This is a genomic window from Enterococcus avium ATCC 14025, assembly GCF_000406965.1.
GTDB lineage: Bacteria > Bacillota > Bacilli > Lactobacillales > Enterococcaceae > Enterococcus_A > Enterococcus_A avium.
In genome coordinates this window covers 241765-259403 of sequence record NZ_KE136364.1, presented here as the reverse complement: position 1 = coordinate 259403, position 17639 = coordinate 241765, and the positions used below count along the sequence as shown (strand labels likewise).

The window sequence follows — 17639 nt, the reverse complement described above, 5'->3', positions numbered from 1 at the left end:
TTTATTTTCGTAAAACGCCTAAGCGCAAACGGAATTTTTCTTTCTTTGTTTTTCCTTCTAAACCTTGGATCTGAATTCGCCCAAACCCACGAACTGAAACGACATCTAATAAATCAAGTAAATAATCTGGACGCTCATTGACCGACCAGTTCACTTTTACTTTACTGGCTTCAACTAATTGCTTTGAACGCTGTCGTGAAATATTATAAACAGTTGAAATAATCGCATCTAATCGCATGGATGTGGCGGTCGTTGTTTCCTCAACCCAACTATCTTTCGGAATAATGATATCCGTATACGGACGTTCCTCTAGATGGACGGTTACACGACCAATTTTAGTTACCTGACCTACGATATAATTAGCCGATTCTTTCGCTAAAAAAATTTGCCAGCGATCACCATCAGAAATAATATCCCCAAAATAATCACGCTTAATTCCAGCATTCATTAATGTTCCTAATATTTTCCCATGTGAAAGTTCAGTAAATTTTTTCGGATAATTAATTTCAATCATCACAAGCTCAAAGTCGTCGGTTTGCGGTTCATAATACTCGGGATAAATCATGCAACGACACCGTTCAGCATGTTCATAGCCGCCATAAAATGAAAATTTCAATTCACTATTTTCGCGAATTAACGTCTCCAAGATATAGGCTTGCCGAGGATCTAAAAAATTCGTCAGATAAGGAGCGTATTGGCTTTCAACTTGTTCTAGCCAATCGCCAACACTGTCAACAAATGGATGCTCTTCAGGTCTAAAATGTTGATAGACATTTGCATTCATATTGCCACCTCCTTAGTAGATAATACTATACAAAATTCTTTGTAGAACCTCCATCGCAATATTTAATGCTAAAATCGCTGCCATTACAGAAAAATCGATTCCGCCAAATTGCAAAGGCAAACGTCGAAATAAATCAAGAAACGGTTCACAAATTCGACCTAATAGTTGACCAAATTTAGACTGGTAAGCACCAGGAAACCATGACATTAATGCATAAACGACTAAAAGAATCGTATAAAGATAAACTAGTCGATTTAAATAATAAAAAAGTGTAATAAGTAGATTCAACTATGCGGCTCCTTTACATTTCTAATCCGTAAATATCTTCATCAACCATGGAGCTCAACGTAGAGTTGGTAATTTCAACATTTGTTGGCGTACATAAAAACATTTCATTTCCAACACGTTTAATATCACCATCAATCATAAAGACTGCACCAGTTAGAAAATCGACCACACGACGCGCTCTCATTTCATCCAAAGATTGAAAATTAATTAAGACTACCTCACCTTGACCTACTCGTTTAGCTATTGTCATTGCTTCATTATAGGCCCTTGGTTCTACTACTGAAATACGGTCCTTTCTTTTTTCTTCTGTTCTTGGTGTAAGTCGTTGCGCTCGATTATTATTGTTAGGCATAGACACGACTTTTTCGCTTTTCTTCGCCATGCTTTCTGCCCTTTTTGCCACAGTTTCAGCTCTGCGATTTGTCTGAGGTTCTGCGACTGGTTGGCTGACCCGTTCCTGCTGTATTCTTTCTTTTTGACGTTCCGGAGAACGTTCCTGCTTTTGATACGTAGGACGTGTTGCCACGCGTTCTTTCTTCAAAGGTGCGCTTACTGGGCGGCTAACCTGCTTCTTTGGAGCAGGTGTCGCTGCTTCTTCATACATATCGTCATCTGCTAAACCAAAAAAATCAGTGATCTTTGCTAGACTAATTCCCATTAACTTTACCTAACCTTTCTTAAATAGTGCCGTTCCGATTCGAACAAAAGTAGCACCTTCTTCAATTGCCGTTTTGAAGTCTTGGCTCATTCCCATGCTCAATTCTGTGCATGGCGCATATTGCAAGTCTTGTTCCTTCACACTTTCTTGAAGCTGTTTCAAAGTAGAAAAAACATTCCGAATCTCTAACTCAGTTGCCTCATATGGCGCCATAGTCATTAATCCGATCACCTGAATTTTCTCTAATCCCTCTAATTCTTTAATAAAGGATTGAAGGTCACTCGGCCTAATACCATGCTTTGATTCTTCTCCGGAAACATTTACTTCAATAAAACATTTTATTTGATGTTCAGCACGCTTTTGTATTTCTTGTGCCAACCGTAAACTGTCTAACGCATGAAAGTAATCAATTTCATTTATAATCAATTTTACCTTGCGACGCTGTAAATTACCAATGAGATGCCATTTGATCTGCTGATAGTTTGAAAGACTTCGCTTTTTATCCAGCAATTTATCTACTCGATTTTCTGCTAAATCCGTCACACCTAGTTCAACGAGTTCGTTTGCGGTCATGGAGTCGACACTCTTTGTCACCGCAACCATAGTAATTTCCTCTGGGTTACGTGAAGCAAGAGCACACGACTCCTGAATCTCTTGCTCGATTCTATGCAAGTTTTCAGCGATCATGTGCTCTCCCCCTTTTATTTTCTACGGCGAAAGAATGGTGGTGTATCTAGTTCTTCGTCTTTTTCAGGTTTTACTTCTTCACGATTGAATGTTTCGAATTCTTTCTTTTCGATGTTATCAAATTGTGTATCTTCAACTTTAGGACGGATATTTTCTTCCTTGCGGATATCCCATTCACCAAAAGCAGACTGACCATCGTTGCTTCTTGCAGGTTCAATATCTAAATTTTGTTTTTGTGGAACTGATTGGATTTGACTAGCACGTTGTGTATTACGTGTAGCCTTACGCTCCTTTTTTGTTGGATCGATTCCTGTCGCAATTACTGTAACGCGGATTTCATCGCCTAATTCTTCGCTAATTGATGTACCTAAGATAATATTAACATCCCCTGTTGCTGCGCTTGCAACAATGTCAGAAGCATCTTGTGCTTCAAATAAAGTCATATCTAATCCACCAGTGATGTTTAATAGAACTTGTTCTGCACCATCAATAGATGTTTCTAGCAATGGAGAGGAAATCGCTTTTTTCGTTGCTTCAACGACACGATCTTCGCCACTTGCAACGCCGATTCCCATTAAAGCAGTCCCTTGATTTGCCATTACAGTTTTCACATCAGCAAAGTCCAAGTTCACGTAACCAGGTGCTGTGATTAAATCTGAGATACCTTGAACACCTTGACGCAAAACGTTATCTGCTTCACGGAATGCTTCAAGCATTGGCGTTTTCTTGTCAACTACTTCTAGCAGGCGATTGTTTGAGATGATCAATAAAGTATCAACATTTTCCTTTAATGCTGAAATCCCTTCTGCTGCGAAACGTCCGCGTTTTGGTCCTTCAAAGCTGAATGGACGTGTAACGACACCGACAGTTAAAGCACCGAGATCTTTTGCAATCTTCGCCACAATCGGAGCAGCCCCAGTACCAGTACCTCCGCCCATTCCAGCTGTGATGAAAACCATATCTGCACCTTCTAATGCGTCACGAATAGCTTGTTCGCTTTCTTCAGCTGATTTTTGACCAACTTCTGGTTGCGAACCTGCACCCAAACCACGAGTATATTTAGGGCCTAATTGAATAACTGTTTCTGCTTTTGAGTTTTTGAGTGCTTGAACATCAGTGTTTGATGCGATGAATTCAACGCCTTTAACGTTTTCCTCGATCATACGGTTGATAGCATTGCCACCGCCACCGCCAACACCGATAACTTTAATAACAGCACCTTCGTTAATATTGTTATCTATTGAGAATTCCATGTTTTCTATTCCTCCTACAAATTAATCAAAAATATTAGAGAAGAAGTCTTTAATCTTCCCGGTTACTTTTTCTTCATTTTTTGGCTTTGTTTCTTCTTCATAATCATTTGATGCTTCGTAATCGTCATACACAGGTGCTGTTGAAACAGCGTTGGTTTGTGGTGAAGCAGATAGTGAAACTTTTTCACCTGTAACCGCTGATTTTGCCAAATGATAGACATCACTCAATTCAGCTGAATAATTGACGATACTGATGACATTTGTAAAGACTGGATTTCTCAAGCCCATTTGATTCGGTACATGCAATTTAACTGTGGTTCCAAAAATGTCTTCCGCTAAATCAACCACACCTGGTAAACTTGCTGCGCCACCGGTCAGGACAACACCACCTGGTAAATCAAGTGCTTCGATTTCATCTAAAGCATCTTTGGCTTTACGGAATATTTGTTCCAACCGTGCTTCGATAATTTCAGCCAGATATCGTTCATCAACTTTAACTGGATCTGTTTTTCCAATGACATCAACTGGAAAATCTTCGTCAGCAGATGTCCGGCTTGGATAAGCGTCTCCATAATTGATCTTCAACGCCTCAGCATTATTAAAAGAAGTATTTAAAACGATGGAGATATCCTTTGTAACAAATTCCCCACCTTCTTGATCCACATGTGTGAATTTCAACTGTTTATCATGCATAACTGCCGTCGTTGTTTGTCCACCACCCATATCAATCACAATCGTGCCAAAATCCTTTTCACCATCAGATAAAATAGATTCTGTTAAAGCTAAGGATGTAATTACTGTTTCAGCAACCGATAATCCTGCTTTTTCAACACATTTTGTAATATTATGGATGATCGTTTTTGGACCAGTAAATACTAATCCAAACATTTCAAGACGAACACCGATCATGCCTCGCGGATCTTTGATACCTTCAAATCCGTCGACGGTAAATTCTTGAGGCAGCAGCGCAACGATTTGTCTTTCAGGAGGAACTGAACGAACCATTGCTGCTGAAGCGACATTACGAACATCTTCATCCATAATCTCTTTTGACTCATTATTAACAGCAATCATACCTTGACAAGGTTCGACTTCTAACAAGTTAGCAGGTAGTCCAACGCTGACACTTTTAATCTGAATCCCAGCTTTTTCCTCGGCCTGTTTTACTGCTCGCTGAATCGCCTGTACTGTCTTATCGATATCTACGATAATCCCACGGTTGATTCCTTCTGATTTTGCGTTTCCAACACCAATGATATTCATTTGGCTATCGATGTACTCGGCAACAACAACTTTGATCGATGTTGTCCCGATATCAAGGCCTACATACATTCCTGCTTTTGCCATGAATGGGATTCCCTCCTATTTTCAAATAAATGCTTTATTCAGATGTAATATTTTAACTTACTGTTAAGCATGAAATATAATTTTTCGCAAGTAATTCACTGCCTTCAATTTTAACACATTTTGCCTAGAATGAAAAAGAAGATTCAACATTTTCTTGTAATAAATTTAATCATTTACAACAGCGGTTCCAGATTGATCTGTTGAGTTTTGTGTTGCATCCTCAGTAGTTGAATTTTCAGTATACGGATAGCTGTAAATTCCTGCTTCCATATCTACGATCCCCTTAATTCCTTTGTCACTCATTTCTTTCGCAATTTGAGGATAATACTTCATTTTACTGGCTAAATCGTTAATGCTGACTAAGACCTTGTTCCCATCATTCATGAAAATTTCCAATAATTCCTTGTTTTCATTTGTTGGGGAATATTTAATCTGGGATATGCCTTGTTTAACCTCTTCAGATAATTTTTTATAGCCTTCAAGTACTTTTAGAATTCTTTTTGATCCGGTGAAGCTTTCTAGAATTGGCAGGTCACCATCGCTTTTTTCTACTTCAATCGGAATAATTTTACCATTTGAAATGACAGGAGAATACTTTCCATCATTTTCTAAGTATGCGACTTCAGGATATTCTTTCACATCTACCACAAAATGATTGATCCCATCTAGGTGAACTTCTGCATTTTCAATTTGCAATTCTTGCTTTTTCAGATTTTTCACGTTATCTTTACGATCAAAATATTGACTCCAAAGATTGTCACCCACGCTAAAATTCAGTTCTTTTTCGATTATCTCTGTTGAAATCTTCTCATTACCTTTTATACTTACACCGCCTAACTTAGCTAGTGGTGATATGTAATACAATAATAATAAGGCTGGAATTGAAAATAACCCGATTAAAATCAAGGATCTCTTTACGAGCCGTCGATTGCGCTCATGTTTGATATTAGGTAATCGTTCTAAAAATGATCCATTTTTAGGCCCGCTTGGTGCATCCTCCATCTCAGGCTCTTCAATTTCAGATTCTAAAGGTATTGTATCTTTTTGTTCAGGCTCTTCTAATTTTTCTTCGGCAAGTCCATCAGTGTTAGAAAGTTCGTTTGTCTCTTCAGCAGTTGCTGCCTGATCAACAGTTTCACCCTTTTCCAGCGCTTTTTGTTTCAAATATTCCATATTCGCTAACTGCCATGGGGTCAAATTCTCTTGCTTTGTTTTTTCTACTTGCTGATTTTCTTTGCCTTCCTCCGGAAACTCTTCACGACTAATGGTCCTCACCTCCAAAAAACTATTTTACAATCTCGTTAACTAATGACCACAATCGCTCTGCTGCATCTGGGATACCTTCTTGACGTGAAGCTTTCGCCATCATTGCCTTTTTTTCTGGATCACCCATGATTTCATCCACTGCTTCTACTAATTTTTCCCCAGTTAAATCAGCATCCGTAATCATTTTGACAGCCCCAGCATTGACCAAACTCTGTGCATTTTTCGTTTGATGGTCATTTGTGACGTATGGGCTTGGAATGAGAATAGCTGGCAAACCTAAAGCTGTAAGCTCTGCGATTGAAGTTGCGCCTGCACGTCCAATTAATAAATCAACATTTGCCATAACATCTGTCATATTTTTGATGTACGGCTGAAGCGATAGGTTATGATTGATTTTTTCGATATCAAATTTTTCTGCTATCTCATTATAATAACGATCACCAGAAGCGTACAGCACTTGATATTCTTTCTGTGAAAATTTAGGTAGTGCTTGAATGACCGCCTGATTTATTTTGAGTGCCCCTTGGCTTCCGCCAAAAATTAGGACAGTTGGAATGTCTGGCAACAGACCATATTGTTCTAATACTTCTGACTTTCCACTGGTCACCACTTCTTGGGCTCGCGGATTTCCAACTAAGACAGTTTTATTCTCTGGAAAATATTGTGCAGCATCTGGAAAACTAATCCCAACTCGATCAGCGAAGCGGCTAAGAAATTTATTTGTAATCCCTGGAACGCTATTTTGTTCGTGAACGATTGTAGGAATTTTCATACGTGCTGCTGCATAAACGACTGAACCAGAAACATAGCCACCTGTACCAATCACTACATCTGGTTTAAACTCTCGTAAGATCTCCTTCGAGCGTTTGATACTTTCAACAAATAATTGGACTGTTTTGATATTATCAAGCGAAAGTTTCCGCTTAAAGCCTTGAATTTTGATTGTTTTAAAAGAAATGCCTGTCTCAGGCACGATCTTATTTTCCAACCCTCGATGCGTTCCTACATATAGAAATTCTGAATCAGGTTGAATTTTTTGTACGTAACGGATAAATGCTAAGGCTGGATAGATATGTCCGCCCGTGCCGCCGCCTGTAACAAGTATTCTCATTTCATTTCCCTACTTTTCTAATTGCTTAACAGCTTGCATAAATTTGTCTCCGCGAATTTCAAAACTAGGATATTGATCCCAGCTTGCATTTGCAGGAGATAACAAGATACTATCTCCAACTTCACTTTGTTCATAGGCTAAAGGAACAGCCGTTTCAACATTTGAAGTCATAATAATCGTCCTAATTCCTGCTCGTTCAGCCGTCTCAGCCAATTTATCTTTCGTTTCACCAAATAGAATAATCGCTTTGACTCCCTCCAGAGATGGAATCAGTTCATCAAATCCATTTCCACGATCTAATCCACCAGCCAGCAGAATCAACTGTTCATTATTAAATCCGCTTAACGCCATTTCTGTCGCTAAGCTGTTAGTCGCTTTAGAGTCATTGTAAAATTTACGACCATTGATTGTGGCAACGTATTGTGTACGATGAGGTACTCCATGGAAATTACTCAATGCAGTACGAATCCCATTATTGGAGACTCCTTTTAACTTCGCCACCGCAATCGCCGCCAAGGCATTCTCAATATTATGCGCACCAGGTACTCCTAGTTCAGAAGCATCCATGATTTTCTCTTCCTTGTAATATAGACCGCCATGAAGAAAATAAGCACCATTTTCAATTTTTTCTTTCGTTGAAAAAGGAACAACTTGAGCCTTCGTTTGCTTGCTCATTTTTTGTAACTCTTCTGAATTCCAGTTTAAAACTAAATAATCATCTGCTGTCATGTTTTCTTGAATTGACCACTTCGCGGCTACATAATTTTCACGTGTTTTGTGATAATCTAGATGGGCTTCATAAATATTGGTAATGACCGCAATCTGTGGCTTAAATGCTTCAATTCCCATCAATTGAAAACTAGACAATTCCATAACTATATCATCTTCAGCTGTTGCTTTAGCAGCCACTTCACTGCCGGGGAAACCAATATTACCAGCAAGATGGGCCTTTCCAGCAGTACGTTCTTGATTCAACAATAGACCGATCATGGTGGTGGTGGTCGTCTTGCCATTCGTACCAGTGATACCAACGATTGGACATTCAGCGACTTGATAAGCCAACTCCACTTCGGTCAAGATTGGAATATGCAGTTTCTCCGCTTTGGCCACTAACGGATTATCATATGGGATACCAGGATTTTTCACCATTAAAGAAAAATCTTCATCTAGCAATTCTATCGGATGATGCCCAGTAATCACCCGTACACCTTGTTCCAGTAAGCCCTGAGCCTCTGGATTTTCTTCAAAGGGTTTTCCGTCGTTGACCGTAACAAGTGCGCCCAAGTCATTCAACAACTTGGCCGCACTAAATCCACTCTTCGCTAATCCTAAGACTAATACTTTTTCGTTTTGATATTGTTTGATTTGTTTCATTTCTAGTCATCTCCTACAGTACGATCAATAACACAATGATGGATGCAATGAGCCCGATAGCCCAGAACACCGTGTCTACTTTCCACTCTGACCAGCCAGACATCTCAAAATGGTGATGTAATGGCGACATTTTAAAAACACGCTTACCTGTCATTTTAAAGGAAGTAACCTGAATAATCACGCTTGCTGTTTCAAAAATATATACCAAACCAATTAGTAACAATGTCCACTCTTGATGTAAGATAATCGACACGGCCGCCAACAGCCCACCTAAAGCTAGCGATCCAACATCACCCATGAAAATTTTTGCTGGTTTTTTATTGTAAGGAAAGAAGCCTACAAGTCCGCCCATCACAGTAAGACAAACAATTAAAACCTCATACTGTTGTTGTTTCCAAGCAATAATCCCATATGTAGCAAATGAAATTGTTCCTAAACCAGATACCAACCCATCGATTCCATCTGTTAGATTTACCGCATTTGAAAAACCTACCAACCAAAAAATCACAAACAAGCCATAAATAATACTTAGCGGCAACTCAATGCCGAAGAAATTCAAAGTATTGGGATAGCCTTCCATTCGATAGATTACATAAAAAACAATCGCGACAACCACTTGAGCAATGAATTTTTGCCTTGATGTCAACCCTTCATTTTGCTTTTTCGCCAGCTTAATGAAATCATCTAAAAATCCGATAATTCCATATAGTAATAAAACAAATACTAAAATTAATAGCGAAGTCGTCATTTTATCTGTCCATAGACTATACCAAATTGATGTGATTACAGCAGCAGCTAAAAAGCCAAGACCACCCATCGTTGGGGTACCAGCTTTTGAATTATGCCACTTCGGGCCTTCATCACGAATTTCCTGTCCTTGTTTCTTCATTCTAAAGTAGCCAATTATAAAAGGCATGCCTGCCACAGTAATCGCAAAACTACTGGCAAAAGCAATAAATAGTTGTGCCGGTTGCATGTTATTCTCTCCAGTCCTAACCTAACGTAATTTTCAGTTTCTTTTTCGAGACCTCTGCATAAGGAGCAATACTTTGCTTCGTACAGTACCCATCTCCTTTTTTGAAGCTGACATCAATATCTAACAGATTTGTTAGTTTTAAGATATCTGCTTTGGACCATCCACGGACATCCGGCATCTCTTTTTTACCATTAGTTAGTAAAATAAGATGCTCGTTCGCCATAACTTTCTCTCCTGGCTTCGCAGACTGTTCGATGACTTTATCTCCATCACCAATCACAACAGCTGTTAATCCACGTTTATTTGCATCTGCTGCTGCTTTGGATGTTGAAAGATTGCGGTAATCTTCTACCGTAACCTTCGTATTGCTTTCTTCCTCAGAAGAATCTGTTTCGGTATTTTGAAATTCCATTACACGACTTAATAGTGGATTCGCAATTTCACCCAAAATGCCTTCTTGTTTTTCTTGTGGTTGTTTCATGGTTAAATACAAAATATATTCAGGATCTTCTGAAGGAATCATCAACGCAATAGAATAGATATAATTTGTATCTCCCGTTAAGTATCTTCCATTCTCTGCAATTTGAGCTGTACCTGTTTTAGCAGAAATATGGTATCCAGGCACTTTATATTGATCGTATGCCGAACCGTAGTTTTCACTTTCAACAGTATCACGCATATATTCACGAACCTTTTGAGCAGTTTCTGCTGTGATTGGCTCTCCTACAACTTCAGGTTTCGTAATAATCTCTTTCCCTGTATCAGGATTGGAGACTTTTTCAATATAGTGAGGTTGCAGCATTTTTCCATCATTTGCTACAGCAGTAAAGCCGCGCATCATTTGGAAATTGGTTACGCCAATGGCTTGTCCGTATGAACTCATTGCTTGGTCAACGATATTGCTCGTTGGCAATGTTCCTTTAGTTTCGCCTGGCAAGCCAGAATAAGTACTTTGACCAAAACCAAAGCGTTTCACATATTCAGGCCAACGGTCTCCTAGCCGCTCTTCCAATTTGACCATTCCGACATTACTTGACCAAGAAAGTGCCTGACGCATCGTTAATATTCCTTTTTTACCTAAGTCCCAGTCATTAATAGTTGCGTCAGCCACTTGGATCTTTCCTGAAACGTAACTTTCATTTTCATTAAAGATACCTTCATTGACTGCAGCTGAAGTAGTGAAAACCTTCATAGTTGACCCTGGTTCATAGCTATCTTCCACTAGGAAATTTCGCCATGCATCTTCTTCTCCCAAACCTTCTTTGGTCTCAGGATTAAAGGTTGGACGCTGAGACATCGCTAGGATATCTCCTGTTTTTGCCTGCATCAACATGGCAGTCATCTCAGTAGGTTTCGCTTCTGAGCTTACCTTATCCATTAATGTCTCTAAATAACTTTGCAACCCCGCATCTAATGTAGTATAAATGTCTTCTCCATTGACTGCCTTTTTTTCTTCCGCAATACTTCCTGGAATTGGTCGTTGATTTTCATCTTTTTGATAAACTACTTTTCCATCTTTTCCTTTTAAGACATCATCATAAGCCGCTTCAACACCCATCATGCCAACTAGTGATTCTTTTTTATCAGGTTGCGCATATCCAATAAAATGAGAAGCAAAATTTCCGTTTGGATACATCCGATCAGTATGTTCTGTAAAATAAAGTCCTTTGACCTTATCCTTTTTCATCGCATCCTCGATGTTTTGTTTCGTTTCTTCGGAAATATTTTTACCTTTATTACCAAATTCGACTTGATAATACTTACTAGTGCCATCACTGTTAAGTCCACTTTTCAGCGTCTTTAAGGCTGATTTTTCCTTGATTCCTAAATACTTGTTTAATATAGAAGCTAAATCATCAAAGTTCTTTTCTTGGGCATAAAGTTTCTCATTTCCGTTTACATAGCTCTCTGAAAGAATCGCGTAAATCGAGTAAGATGTCGCATCTTCGGCAATTACCTCACCATTGCGATCAAAGATTGTGCCACGTTTGGCTTTTACTACCTCACCACCATGATATAATTCTTCAGTTTTAACCTTTAAAGAGGTTCCAGCTACGTGACCACCTGCTACTACATAGATCATGCGAACGGCAAATAAAAAGAACAATCCAATACTCGTAGCAAACAAAATAACGCCTACTTTTTTGCGATTGTTCATCGGAGTCAAATTCTTTTTTCGGATTTTTCTTTTTAGCCTTTTAAAGCTCATTTACTTCACTTTCCTTAAATTGTCGTCATTGATTGAAAGTCCAGCTTTTTCAGCAATTTCTTTCAGACGATCAGAACGAGACAATTCGCTCTTTTCTTGCTGCAATTGTGTCGCTGTTTTTTCTTTTGCATCAATGTCAGTTTGAATACTTGTAATTTCATTTTGTGTTTTGCTGATTTCATTACGATAATTGACCATCACAACCGATAAGCCAATCAACATCACTAAGAAGGCTAACACGGCGAATTTTTCTACCCGCGTAATTTTTTTTAAACGATCACCAGGAGAAACGAAGACTTTAAAAGAATCTGGCGTTTGATGAATTTCTTCTTGCTGAGAATCAAATTGAAACGGTTGGTTATTTTTTAATTCTGCCATAATTCCTATCCTTTCTTCATTTTCTCAGCGATTCGCAATTTTGCACTTCTCGCGCGATTATTATCCTGCAATTCCTCTTCAGAAGGAATAATGGGTTTTCTATTTACTAATTTCAAAATCGGTTGAAAATCCTCTGGTACCATAGGTAAACCAGGAGGCATATCCTTTGGCGCACTGAATTCTTTAAATATTGTTTTTACGATCCGATCTTCTAACGAGTGAAATGTGATGACACTCACTCTTCCACCAATTGCTAGCATGTCGATCGCCTGCTCTAAGGAACTTTCAATCGCTCCTAATTCATCATTCACAGCAATGCGAATGGCTTGGAAGACACGCTTAGCAGGATGCCCGCCCTTTCGACGTGCTGGAGCTGGAATAGCCTCCTTAATCAAATCTACTAATTCACCAGTAGTTTCAATTGGCTTAACCTCGCGCCTACGCTCAATCAAACGAGCAATCTGTTTGGAGAATTTCTCCTCGCCATAGCGGAAGAAAATTTTTACTAATTCATGGTAAGAATATTCATTTACAACTTGATAAGCACTTAATGGTGCATCTTGATCCATTCGCATATCTAATGGTGCATCTTGGTGGTAACTAAATCCACGTTCCGCCTCATCCAATTGAGGTGAAGAAACTCCTAGATCGTATAAAATCCCATCAACTTCTGTCACACCAAAGCGCTTCAGTTCAGCTGTAAGTTCTCTAAAGTTAGCTTTGACAAAGGTCACTTGTTTTTTTGCGACATATTCAGCTAAACGAATTTTCGCGTTTTCAATTGCCTTTTGATCTTGATCAAAAGCATAAAGATGTCCATCATTGTTTAACTGCCTCAGTAAATACTCACTGTGCCCAGCCCCACCTAATGTACAATCAACATAAACACCGTCTGGTTTGATTGCTAAACCATCAACTGTCTCATGAAGTAAAACGGTTGTATGTTGAAAGTCTGTCATTGATAATCCTCTTCTCTAAAATCCAAAATCGACCATTGTTTCTGCAATGTCATCAAAACTATCTTCAGTTTCTTTTGTAAATTCATTCCAGCGTGCTTGATCCCATATTTCGATCCGATTGGCAACGCCAATGATCACGCATTCTTTCTCAAGTGAGGCATGATTACGTAAAGACACGGGGATATTGATCCGTCCTTGCTTGTCAATCTCACACTCAGTTGCTGCGGAGTAAAAGAAACGTACAAATGCACGCGCATCTTTCTTAGAAAGTGGCATCTCATTCAATTTAGTCTCTAATTGGTTCCATTCGGGTAATGTGTATCCAAACAAGCAGCCATCCATACCACGGGTGACTACAAATTTCTCGCCTAATTGTTCACGTAATTTTGATGGCACGATCAAACGACCTTTCGCATCAATATTATGTTGAAATTCGCCCATGAACATCTAGACTCCACCCCTTTTTACCACCGCATGAGATTAGTCTACCACAATCCCCCACAATCTACCACACTTTGTAAAAAACAAAAATAACACTTTTTTGACCTTTACTAACCATTGCGTTTTTTCAAGGGTTTTACGGATAATCAGGAGTTTTTTAAAAGTTTTTTTAGTTTATAATGCATTAATAACACTGACAATAATCAAAATAAAATAGACTAAAAATGATAATAAAAAGGTTAAGCGCCAAAACATTTTAAAGAAGCGACCATACATGATTTCGCGATAGCGATAGGCTTGGAAGACGACTACGCTAATACCCAATAATAGAATAGTTAATAAAAAATATGGTAAAATCGAAAACGTGCTAATACTTTTTGATATTTCGTGCATTCCGACAATCAAAAATGGTATCGTAATGTCTGGTGTTTTTAAATTGAAGCGTTGTTTTAATTTGAAAGTTGTCACGATATAATCAGACGCTAAAAAGACGATTATCGGGAAAATGTACCATAACAATAAAATTGGTGAAAATGATGCCAACAAATACAGTCCTTCCTCTTCAAACTACTACCCTCACTATACTGCATTATCGTTACATTCGTGTTTCAATTCATTTAAAATATAAAGGATTTAGCAAGTTTTAACAATTGAATTCGCAATATCGACGCGAAAAGATTTCTTAGTATTTTTTAAAAGTTTTTTTGGTTGATTGCGGAGTTTTGAAAAATGAAGTATGATGATTTTGAAGTTTTTTTGAGGGATGGTGACATCATGAATAACAAAAAATCCACGAGCACATTTTCTAAAGTTACTAAAGTTGTTATTTGGACTATGTTAATTTTAACAATTGGATCATTAGTTTTGAGTAGTCTGTTAAGTATTATGTAAGCAAATAGCCGGAGCATTTGCTCCGGCTATTTTTTTGCTAACTGTAATAGTTCCTTTGCATGTTTAACAGTTAAATCCGTAATTTCAGTTCCTGCTAACATACGGGCGATTTCTTCTGTACGGTCTTGCTCAGTTAGCTCCTCCACTTTAGTCAATGTTCGTCCATCTACTACTTCTTTGCGAATAAACAGCTGATGATCAGCTTTAGCAGCTACTTGAGGCAAATGGGTGATACAAAGCGCTTGAGAATTTTGTCCGATTTGATAAATCTTGTCTGCGATCGCCTGAGCCACTCTACCACTGACCCCCGTGTCTACTTCATCAAACACAATACTGGTCAACCCTTGTGTTTTTGAGAAAATCGTCTTCAACGCCAACATGACTCGTGAGATTTCTCCACCTGATGCCACTTTAACTAACGGCTTCAATGGTTCACCAGGATTCGTCGTAATAAAGAATTCTACTTCATCAATGCCTTCAGGACTAAATCCTGCTTCTTTAAAACGTACTTCAAAACGGGCATTCTCCATATAAAGATCCTTCAACTCAGTTTGAATAGCCGCTTCCAGTTTCTTCGCCATTTCCTGTCGAGCTGTTCGCAGCTTTTCCGCTAATTTTAGCAATTTACTTTCTTTAACTGCTAATTCCTTTTCTAGTTTTTCCAATTTATCTCCAGAAAAATCTGAATCTAGAAGCTCTTGGCTTATTCGCTCGTAATAGCTCAAAATGCTTTCTATCGAATCACCATATTTGCGTTTCAATTGATGAATCAATTCCAGTCGCTCATTAACCAAATCTAAACGTTCTTCATCAAGCTCTAACAGATCCAGCTGGCGACCAATTTCGCTAACAGCATCTTGCAAAAGATAGTATGCGCTATGCACATTATCAGAAATGTTTTCATAATCTTTATCTAGAGAGGCAATTGTTTGCAATTCTTGACTAGCTGACCCAATAGCGTCAAGGGAACTTGTCTCCTCATTCGTCATTGCTTGATAGCTATAGGAAAGACTGTCAACGATTTTTTGATAATTGGTGAGTTTGTCACGTTCTTCCATTAGCTTTTCTTCCTCGCCCAGAGTTAGTTCAGCGTTACCGATTTCTTCTTGCTGGAAGGTCAACATATCGATCCGTTGAACAAAGGACTGCTCGTTTTGCTTAAATTTCTTAACCTGTTTGGCTAAGGTAACATACTCTCGGTAAGCGATTTGGTAGGTCGTTTTAATTTCTTGAAATGCTGAATCACCAAAACTATCTAAAAGACGTAAATGGGATTCTGGATGCATCAGTTCTTGATGGTCATTTTGTCCTTGAATATCTACTAGAAATTGTCCGATTCTACGTAGATTTGCGAGAGTTACGATTCTGCCATTGACACGTGACACACTTTTTCCTGAACTATTCAAATCTCGCTGAACAATCAATCCAGCCTCATCAACCTCAATTCCAAGCTCTTCCATCAATTCTTGAAAGTCCGATTGTTTTGGTAAATCAAAAAGTCCTTCGACTAGACATTTATCACTGCCTTGGCGAATATATTCAATCGACGAGCGAGCTCCTGCCAGTAAGCTCACTGCATCAATTATGATCGATTTTCCGGCTCCAGTTTCACCTGTTAACGCAGTCATTCCATCAGTGAAGCTCAAATGTAACGAAGAAATGATCGCAAAATTTTTAATTGTCAATTCCTGTAACATTCTGCCTATTCCCCTTTTAATGAGTCATACTAATTATTTTGACTTTTTTCAGCGATGTCTTGCTTAATACGTCTAGCGTCCTCTTCTGTCCGTGCAATCATCAAAACGCCGTCATCATCATTCAAAGTCGTAAATAAAACTTTTGTGAATTGTTTTTCTAATAAATTTGCACACGCCGAAGCATTTCCAGGTAATGTTTTCACATTAACAAATTTCTCCATTTGATCGACGGATATCACCGCTTCTTTTAATAAATCAGCAAGTTTTTCGTTCACATCTTCTTGTTCTTTACGCGGCATGCTGTAGCGATAACCACCATTTTGTGCTGGTACTTTGATCAGTTTCATTTCCTTAATATCACGTGAGATTGTGGCCTGTGTTACCGTCACTCCTTGTTGTGCAAGGATCGCCACAAAATCTTCTTGTTTCTTTACATCATATTCACTTAGTAACTGTGTGATGATACGATGCCGTTCTTGTTTTCGCATTCCCTCTCCTCCAGACTACTTATCTAATTGCTGATGGGCCTCTGAGACAATATTTGTTAGGTCAATTTTTGGATTTAAGCTACCTCTTTCGGGCACTTTTTTCAAATGGGCAAGGAATTCGATATTGCCCTCACCTCCAGTAATTGGAGAGAACGTTAATTCTTGCACATTAAAGCCGTGAGTCATTGCGAAATCGGTAATATCTTCTAATACCATCAAATGTGTTTTTGGATCTTTAATGATCCCTTTTTTTCCGACATATTCTTTTCCTGCCTCAAATTGAGGTTTAATTAGCGCCACGACATCGCCATCATCAGTCAAAATGTCATGAAGCGGAGGTAAAATTAATTTTAAGGAGATAAAGGAAACATCAATTGTCGCAAAATTGGGCTGTCCTTCTTCAAAGTCTGCTAATTTTGAATAACGGAAGTTTGTCCGTTCCATCACCACTACGCGTTCATCTTGTCGCAATTTCCAAGCCAACTGATTGTAGCCGACATCTAGTGCATAACTCAATGCGGCACCATTTTGTAATGCTACATCGGTGAAGCCGCCCGTTGAGGAACCAATGTCCAGCAGAATTTTCTGATTCATATCAACGTCAAAAGTCTTTAGTGCTTTTTCTAATTTTAGTCCGCCACGAGAAACATACGCTAAACTTTGACCTTTTATTTGTAGAATGGTTTCAATTGAAATTTTTTCGCCTGGTTTGTCCAAACGTTCATTTTTCTGGTCATAAACTAACCCAGCCATAACGCCACGTTTGGCCTTTTCTCTAGTTTCAAAAAGACCTTGATTAAAAGCCAACACATCGACACGTTCTTTTTTCATA

The 17639-nt window shown here is 38.7% G+C and carries 19 protein-coding genes; 1 reads left to right on the top strand and 18 read right to left on the bottom strand.

Features of this window, described 5'->3' with window-relative positions; translation table 11 throughout:
* Position 1: 1 nt before the first annotated feature.
* From OMU_RS14115 to OMU_RS14045, 15 genes are all read right to left on the bottom strand, one after another.
* Positions 2-784: a YlmH family RNA-binding protein gene (locus OMU_RS14115; RefSeq protein ID WP_016180559.1), complete on the bottom strand. Its 783-nt coding sequence runs from the start codon at positions 782-784 to the stop codon at positions 2-4.
* A gap of 12 nt (positions 785-796) precedes the next feature.
* Positions 797-1072: a YggT family protein gene (locus OMU_RS14110; RefSeq protein WP_016180558.1), complete on the bottom strand. Its 276-nt coding sequence runs from the start codon at positions 1070-1072 to the stop codon at positions 797-799.
* A gap of 13 nt (positions 1073-1085) precedes the next feature.
* Positions 1086-1730 (bottom strand): cell division protein SepF, encoded by a 645-nt coding sequence (locus OMU_RS14105; protein ID WP_016180557.1) that lies wholly within the window; start codon positions 1728-1730, stop codon positions 1086-1088.
* 9 nt (positions 1731-1739) lie between these two features.
* The gene (locus OMU_RS14100; protein WP_016180556.1) at positions 1740-2417 is read right to left on the bottom strand and encodes a YggS family pyridoxal phosphate-dependent enzyme; all 678 of its coding nucleotides are present in this window, start codon (positions 2415-2417) and stop codon (positions 1740-1742) included.
* Positions 2418-2431: 14 nt separating this feature from the next.
* Positions 2432-3670, bottom strand: coding sequence for a cell division protein FtsZ (ftsZ, locus tag OMU_RS14095; RefSeq protein ID WP_016180555.1), 1239 nt, complete (start codon positions 3668-3670; stop codon positions 2432-2434).
* A 21-nt stretch (positions 3671-3691) separates the two neighbouring features.
* Positions 3692-5017, bottom strand: a complete 1326-nt coding sequence (ftsA, locus tag OMU_RS14090) for a cell division protein FtsA (RefSeq protein ID WP_016180554.1) — start codon at positions 5015-5017, stop codon at positions 3692-3694.
* Between the two features lie 165 nt (positions 5018-5182).
* Entirely contained in the window at positions 5183-6292 is a 1110-nt protein-coding gene (locus tag OMU_RS14085) for a cell division protein FtsQ/DivIB (protein ID WP_016180553.1), read from the bottom strand.
* A gap of 10 nt (positions 6293-6302) precedes the next feature.
* Positions 6303-7394: an undecaprenyldiphospho-muramoylpentapeptide beta-N-acetylglucosaminyltransferase gene (gene murG, locus OMU_RS14080; RefSeq protein WP_016180552.1), complete on the bottom strand. Its 1092-nt coding sequence runs from the start codon at positions 7392-7394 to the stop codon at positions 6303-6305.
* A gap of 9 nt (positions 7395-7403) precedes the next feature.
* Positions 7404-8768, bottom strand: coding sequence for a UDP-N-acetylmuramoyl-L-alanine--D-glutamate ligase (gene murD, locus OMU_RS14075; RefSeq protein WP_016180551.1), 1365 nt, complete (start codon positions 8766-8768; stop codon positions 7404-7406).
* Between the two features lie 13 nt (positions 8769-8781).
* Entirely contained in the window at positions 8782-9744 is a 963-nt protein-coding gene (gene mraY / locus OMU_RS14070) for a phospho-N-acetylmuramoyl-pentapeptide-transferase (RefSeq protein ID WP_016180550.1), read from the bottom strand.
* 16 nt (positions 9745-9760) lie between these two features.
* Complete coding sequence (locus OMU_RS14065; protein WP_016180549.1) at positions 9761-11953, bottom strand: penicillin-binding transpeptidase domain-containing protein; 2193 nt, start codon at positions 11951-11953, stop codon at positions 9761-9763.
* Positions 11954-12331 (bottom strand): cell division protein FtsL, encoded by a 378-nt coding sequence (gene ftsL, locus OMU_RS14060; RefSeq protein ID WP_016180548.1) that lies wholly within the window; start codon positions 12329-12331, stop codon positions 11954-11956.
* Positions 12332-12336: 5 nt separating this feature from the next.
* Entirely contained in the window at positions 12337-13290 is a 954-nt protein-coding gene (rsmH, locus tag OMU_RS14055; protein ID WP_016180547.1) for a 16S rRNA (cytosine(1402)-N(4))-methyltransferase RsmH, read from the bottom strand.
* Positions 13291-13305: 15 nt separating this feature from the next.
* A complete protein-coding gene (gene mraZ, locus OMU_RS14050) occupies positions 13306-13737 on the bottom strand; it encodes a division/cell wall cluster transcriptional repressor MraZ (RefSeq protein ID WP_016180546.1) in 432 nt (143 codons plus the stop codon).
* Positions 13738-13905: 168 nt separating this feature from the next.
* Positions 13906-14277 carry a DUF3397 domain-containing protein gene (locus OMU_RS14045; protein WP_016180545.1) on the bottom strand — a complete coding sequence of 124 codons (372 nt, stop codon included), beginning with the start codon at positions 14275-14277 and terminating at the stop codon, positions 13906-13908.
* A 228-nt stretch (positions 14278-14505) separates the two neighbouring features.
* Between OMU_RS14045 and OMU_RS22930 the strand changes: the two genes are divergently transcribed.
* Positions 14506-14622: a DUF4044 domain-containing protein gene (locus OMU_RS22930; protein ID WP_010745911.1), complete on the top strand. Its 117-nt coding sequence runs from the start codon at positions 14506-14508 to the stop codon at positions 14620-14622.
* Between the two features lie 26 nt (positions 14623-14648).
* Here OMU_RS22930 and recN read toward each other — a convergent pair whose 3' ends face one another.
* The 3 genes from recN to OMU_RS14030 are packed head-to-tail and all read right to left on the bottom strand — an operon-like array spanning position 14649 to position 17638.
* A complete protein-coding gene (gene recN / locus OMU_RS14040) occupies positions 14649-16319 on the bottom strand; it encodes a DNA repair protein RecN (protein ID WP_016180543.1) in 1671 nt (556 codons plus the stop codon).
* 29 nt (positions 16320-16348) lie between these two features.
* On the bottom strand, positions 16349-16807 hold the full coding sequence (locus OMU_RS14035; RefSeq protein WP_016180542.1) for an arginine repressor: 459 nt from the start codon (positions 16805-16807) through the stop codon (positions 16349-16351).
* A 15-nt stretch (positions 16808-16822) separates the two neighbouring features.
* Positions 16823-17638 (bottom strand): TlyA family RNA methyltransferase, encoded by an 816-nt coding sequence (locus OMU_RS14030; RefSeq protein WP_016180541.1) that lies wholly within the window; start codon positions 17636-17638, stop codon positions 16823-16825.
* Position 17639: the final 1 nt, after the last annotated feature.

What these genes read in the sequence shown, in the direction of transcription:
- OMU_RS14035 (WP_016180542.1), bottom strand. Translation starts at nt 16,807, where the DNA reads ATGCGAAAACAAGAACGGCATCGTATCATCACACAGTTACTAAGTGAA.
- mraZ (WP_016180546.1), bottom strand. Translation starts at nt 13,737, where the DNA reads ATGTTCATGGGCGAATTTCAACATAATATTGATGCGAAAGGTCGTTTG.
- ftsL (WP_016180548.1), bottom strand. Translation starts at nt 12,331, where the DNA reads ATGGCAGAATTAAAAAATAACCAACCGTTTCAATTTGATTCTCAGCAA.
- OMU_RS14115 (WP_016180559.1), bottom strand. Translation starts at nt 784, where the DNA reads ATGAATGCAAATGTCTATCAACATTTTAGACCTGAAGAGCATCCATTT.
- OMU_RS14065 (WP_016180549.1), bottom strand. Translation starts at nt 11,953, where the DNA reads ATGAGCTTTAAAAGGCTAAAAAGAAAAATCCGAAAAAAGAATTTGACT.
- OMU_RS14105 (WP_016180557.1), bottom strand. Translation starts at nt 1,730, where the DNA reads ATGGGAATTAGTCTAGCAAAGATCACTGATTTTTTTGGTTTAGCAGAT.
- ftsA (WP_016180554.1), bottom strand. Translation starts at nt 5,017, where the DNA reads ATGGCAAAAGCAGGAATGTATGTAGGCCTTGATATCGGGACAACATCG.
- OMU_RS22930 (WP_010745911.1), top strand. Translation starts at nt 14,506, where the DNA reads ATGAATAACAAAAAATCCACGAGCACATTTTCTAAAGTTACTAAAGTT.
- recN (WP_016180543.1), bottom strand. Translation starts at nt 16,319, where the DNA reads ATGTTACAGGAATTGACAATTAAAAATTTTGCGATCATTTCTTCGTTA.
- murD (WP_016180551.1), bottom strand. Translation starts at nt 8,768, where the DNA reads ATGAAACAAATCAAACAATATCAAAACGAAAAAGTATTAGTCTTAGGA.
- rsmH (WP_016180547.1), bottom strand. Translation starts at nt 13,290, where the DNA reads ATGACAGACTTTCAACATACAACCGTTTTACTTCATGAGACAGTTGAT.
- ftsZ (WP_016180555.1), bottom strand. Translation starts at nt 3,670, where the DNA reads ATGGAATTCTCAATAGATAACAATATTAACGAAGGTGCTGTTATTAAA.
- murG (WP_016180552.1), bottom strand. Translation starts at nt 7,394, where the DNA reads ATGAGAATACTTGTTACAGGCGGCGGCACGGGCGGACATATCTATCCA.
- mraY (WP_016180550.1), bottom strand. Translation starts at nt 9,744, where the DNA reads ATGCAACCGGCACAACTATTTATTGCTTTTGCCAGTAGTTTTGCGATT.
- OMU_RS14030 (WP_016180541.1), bottom strand. Translation starts at nt 17,638, where the DNA reads ATGAAAAAAGAACGTGTCGATGTGTTGGCTTTTAATCAAGGTCTTTTT.
- OMU_RS14100 (WP_016180556.1), bottom strand. Translation starts at nt 2,417, where the DNA reads ATGATCGCTGAAAACTTGCATAGAATCGAGCAAGAGATTCAGGAGTCG.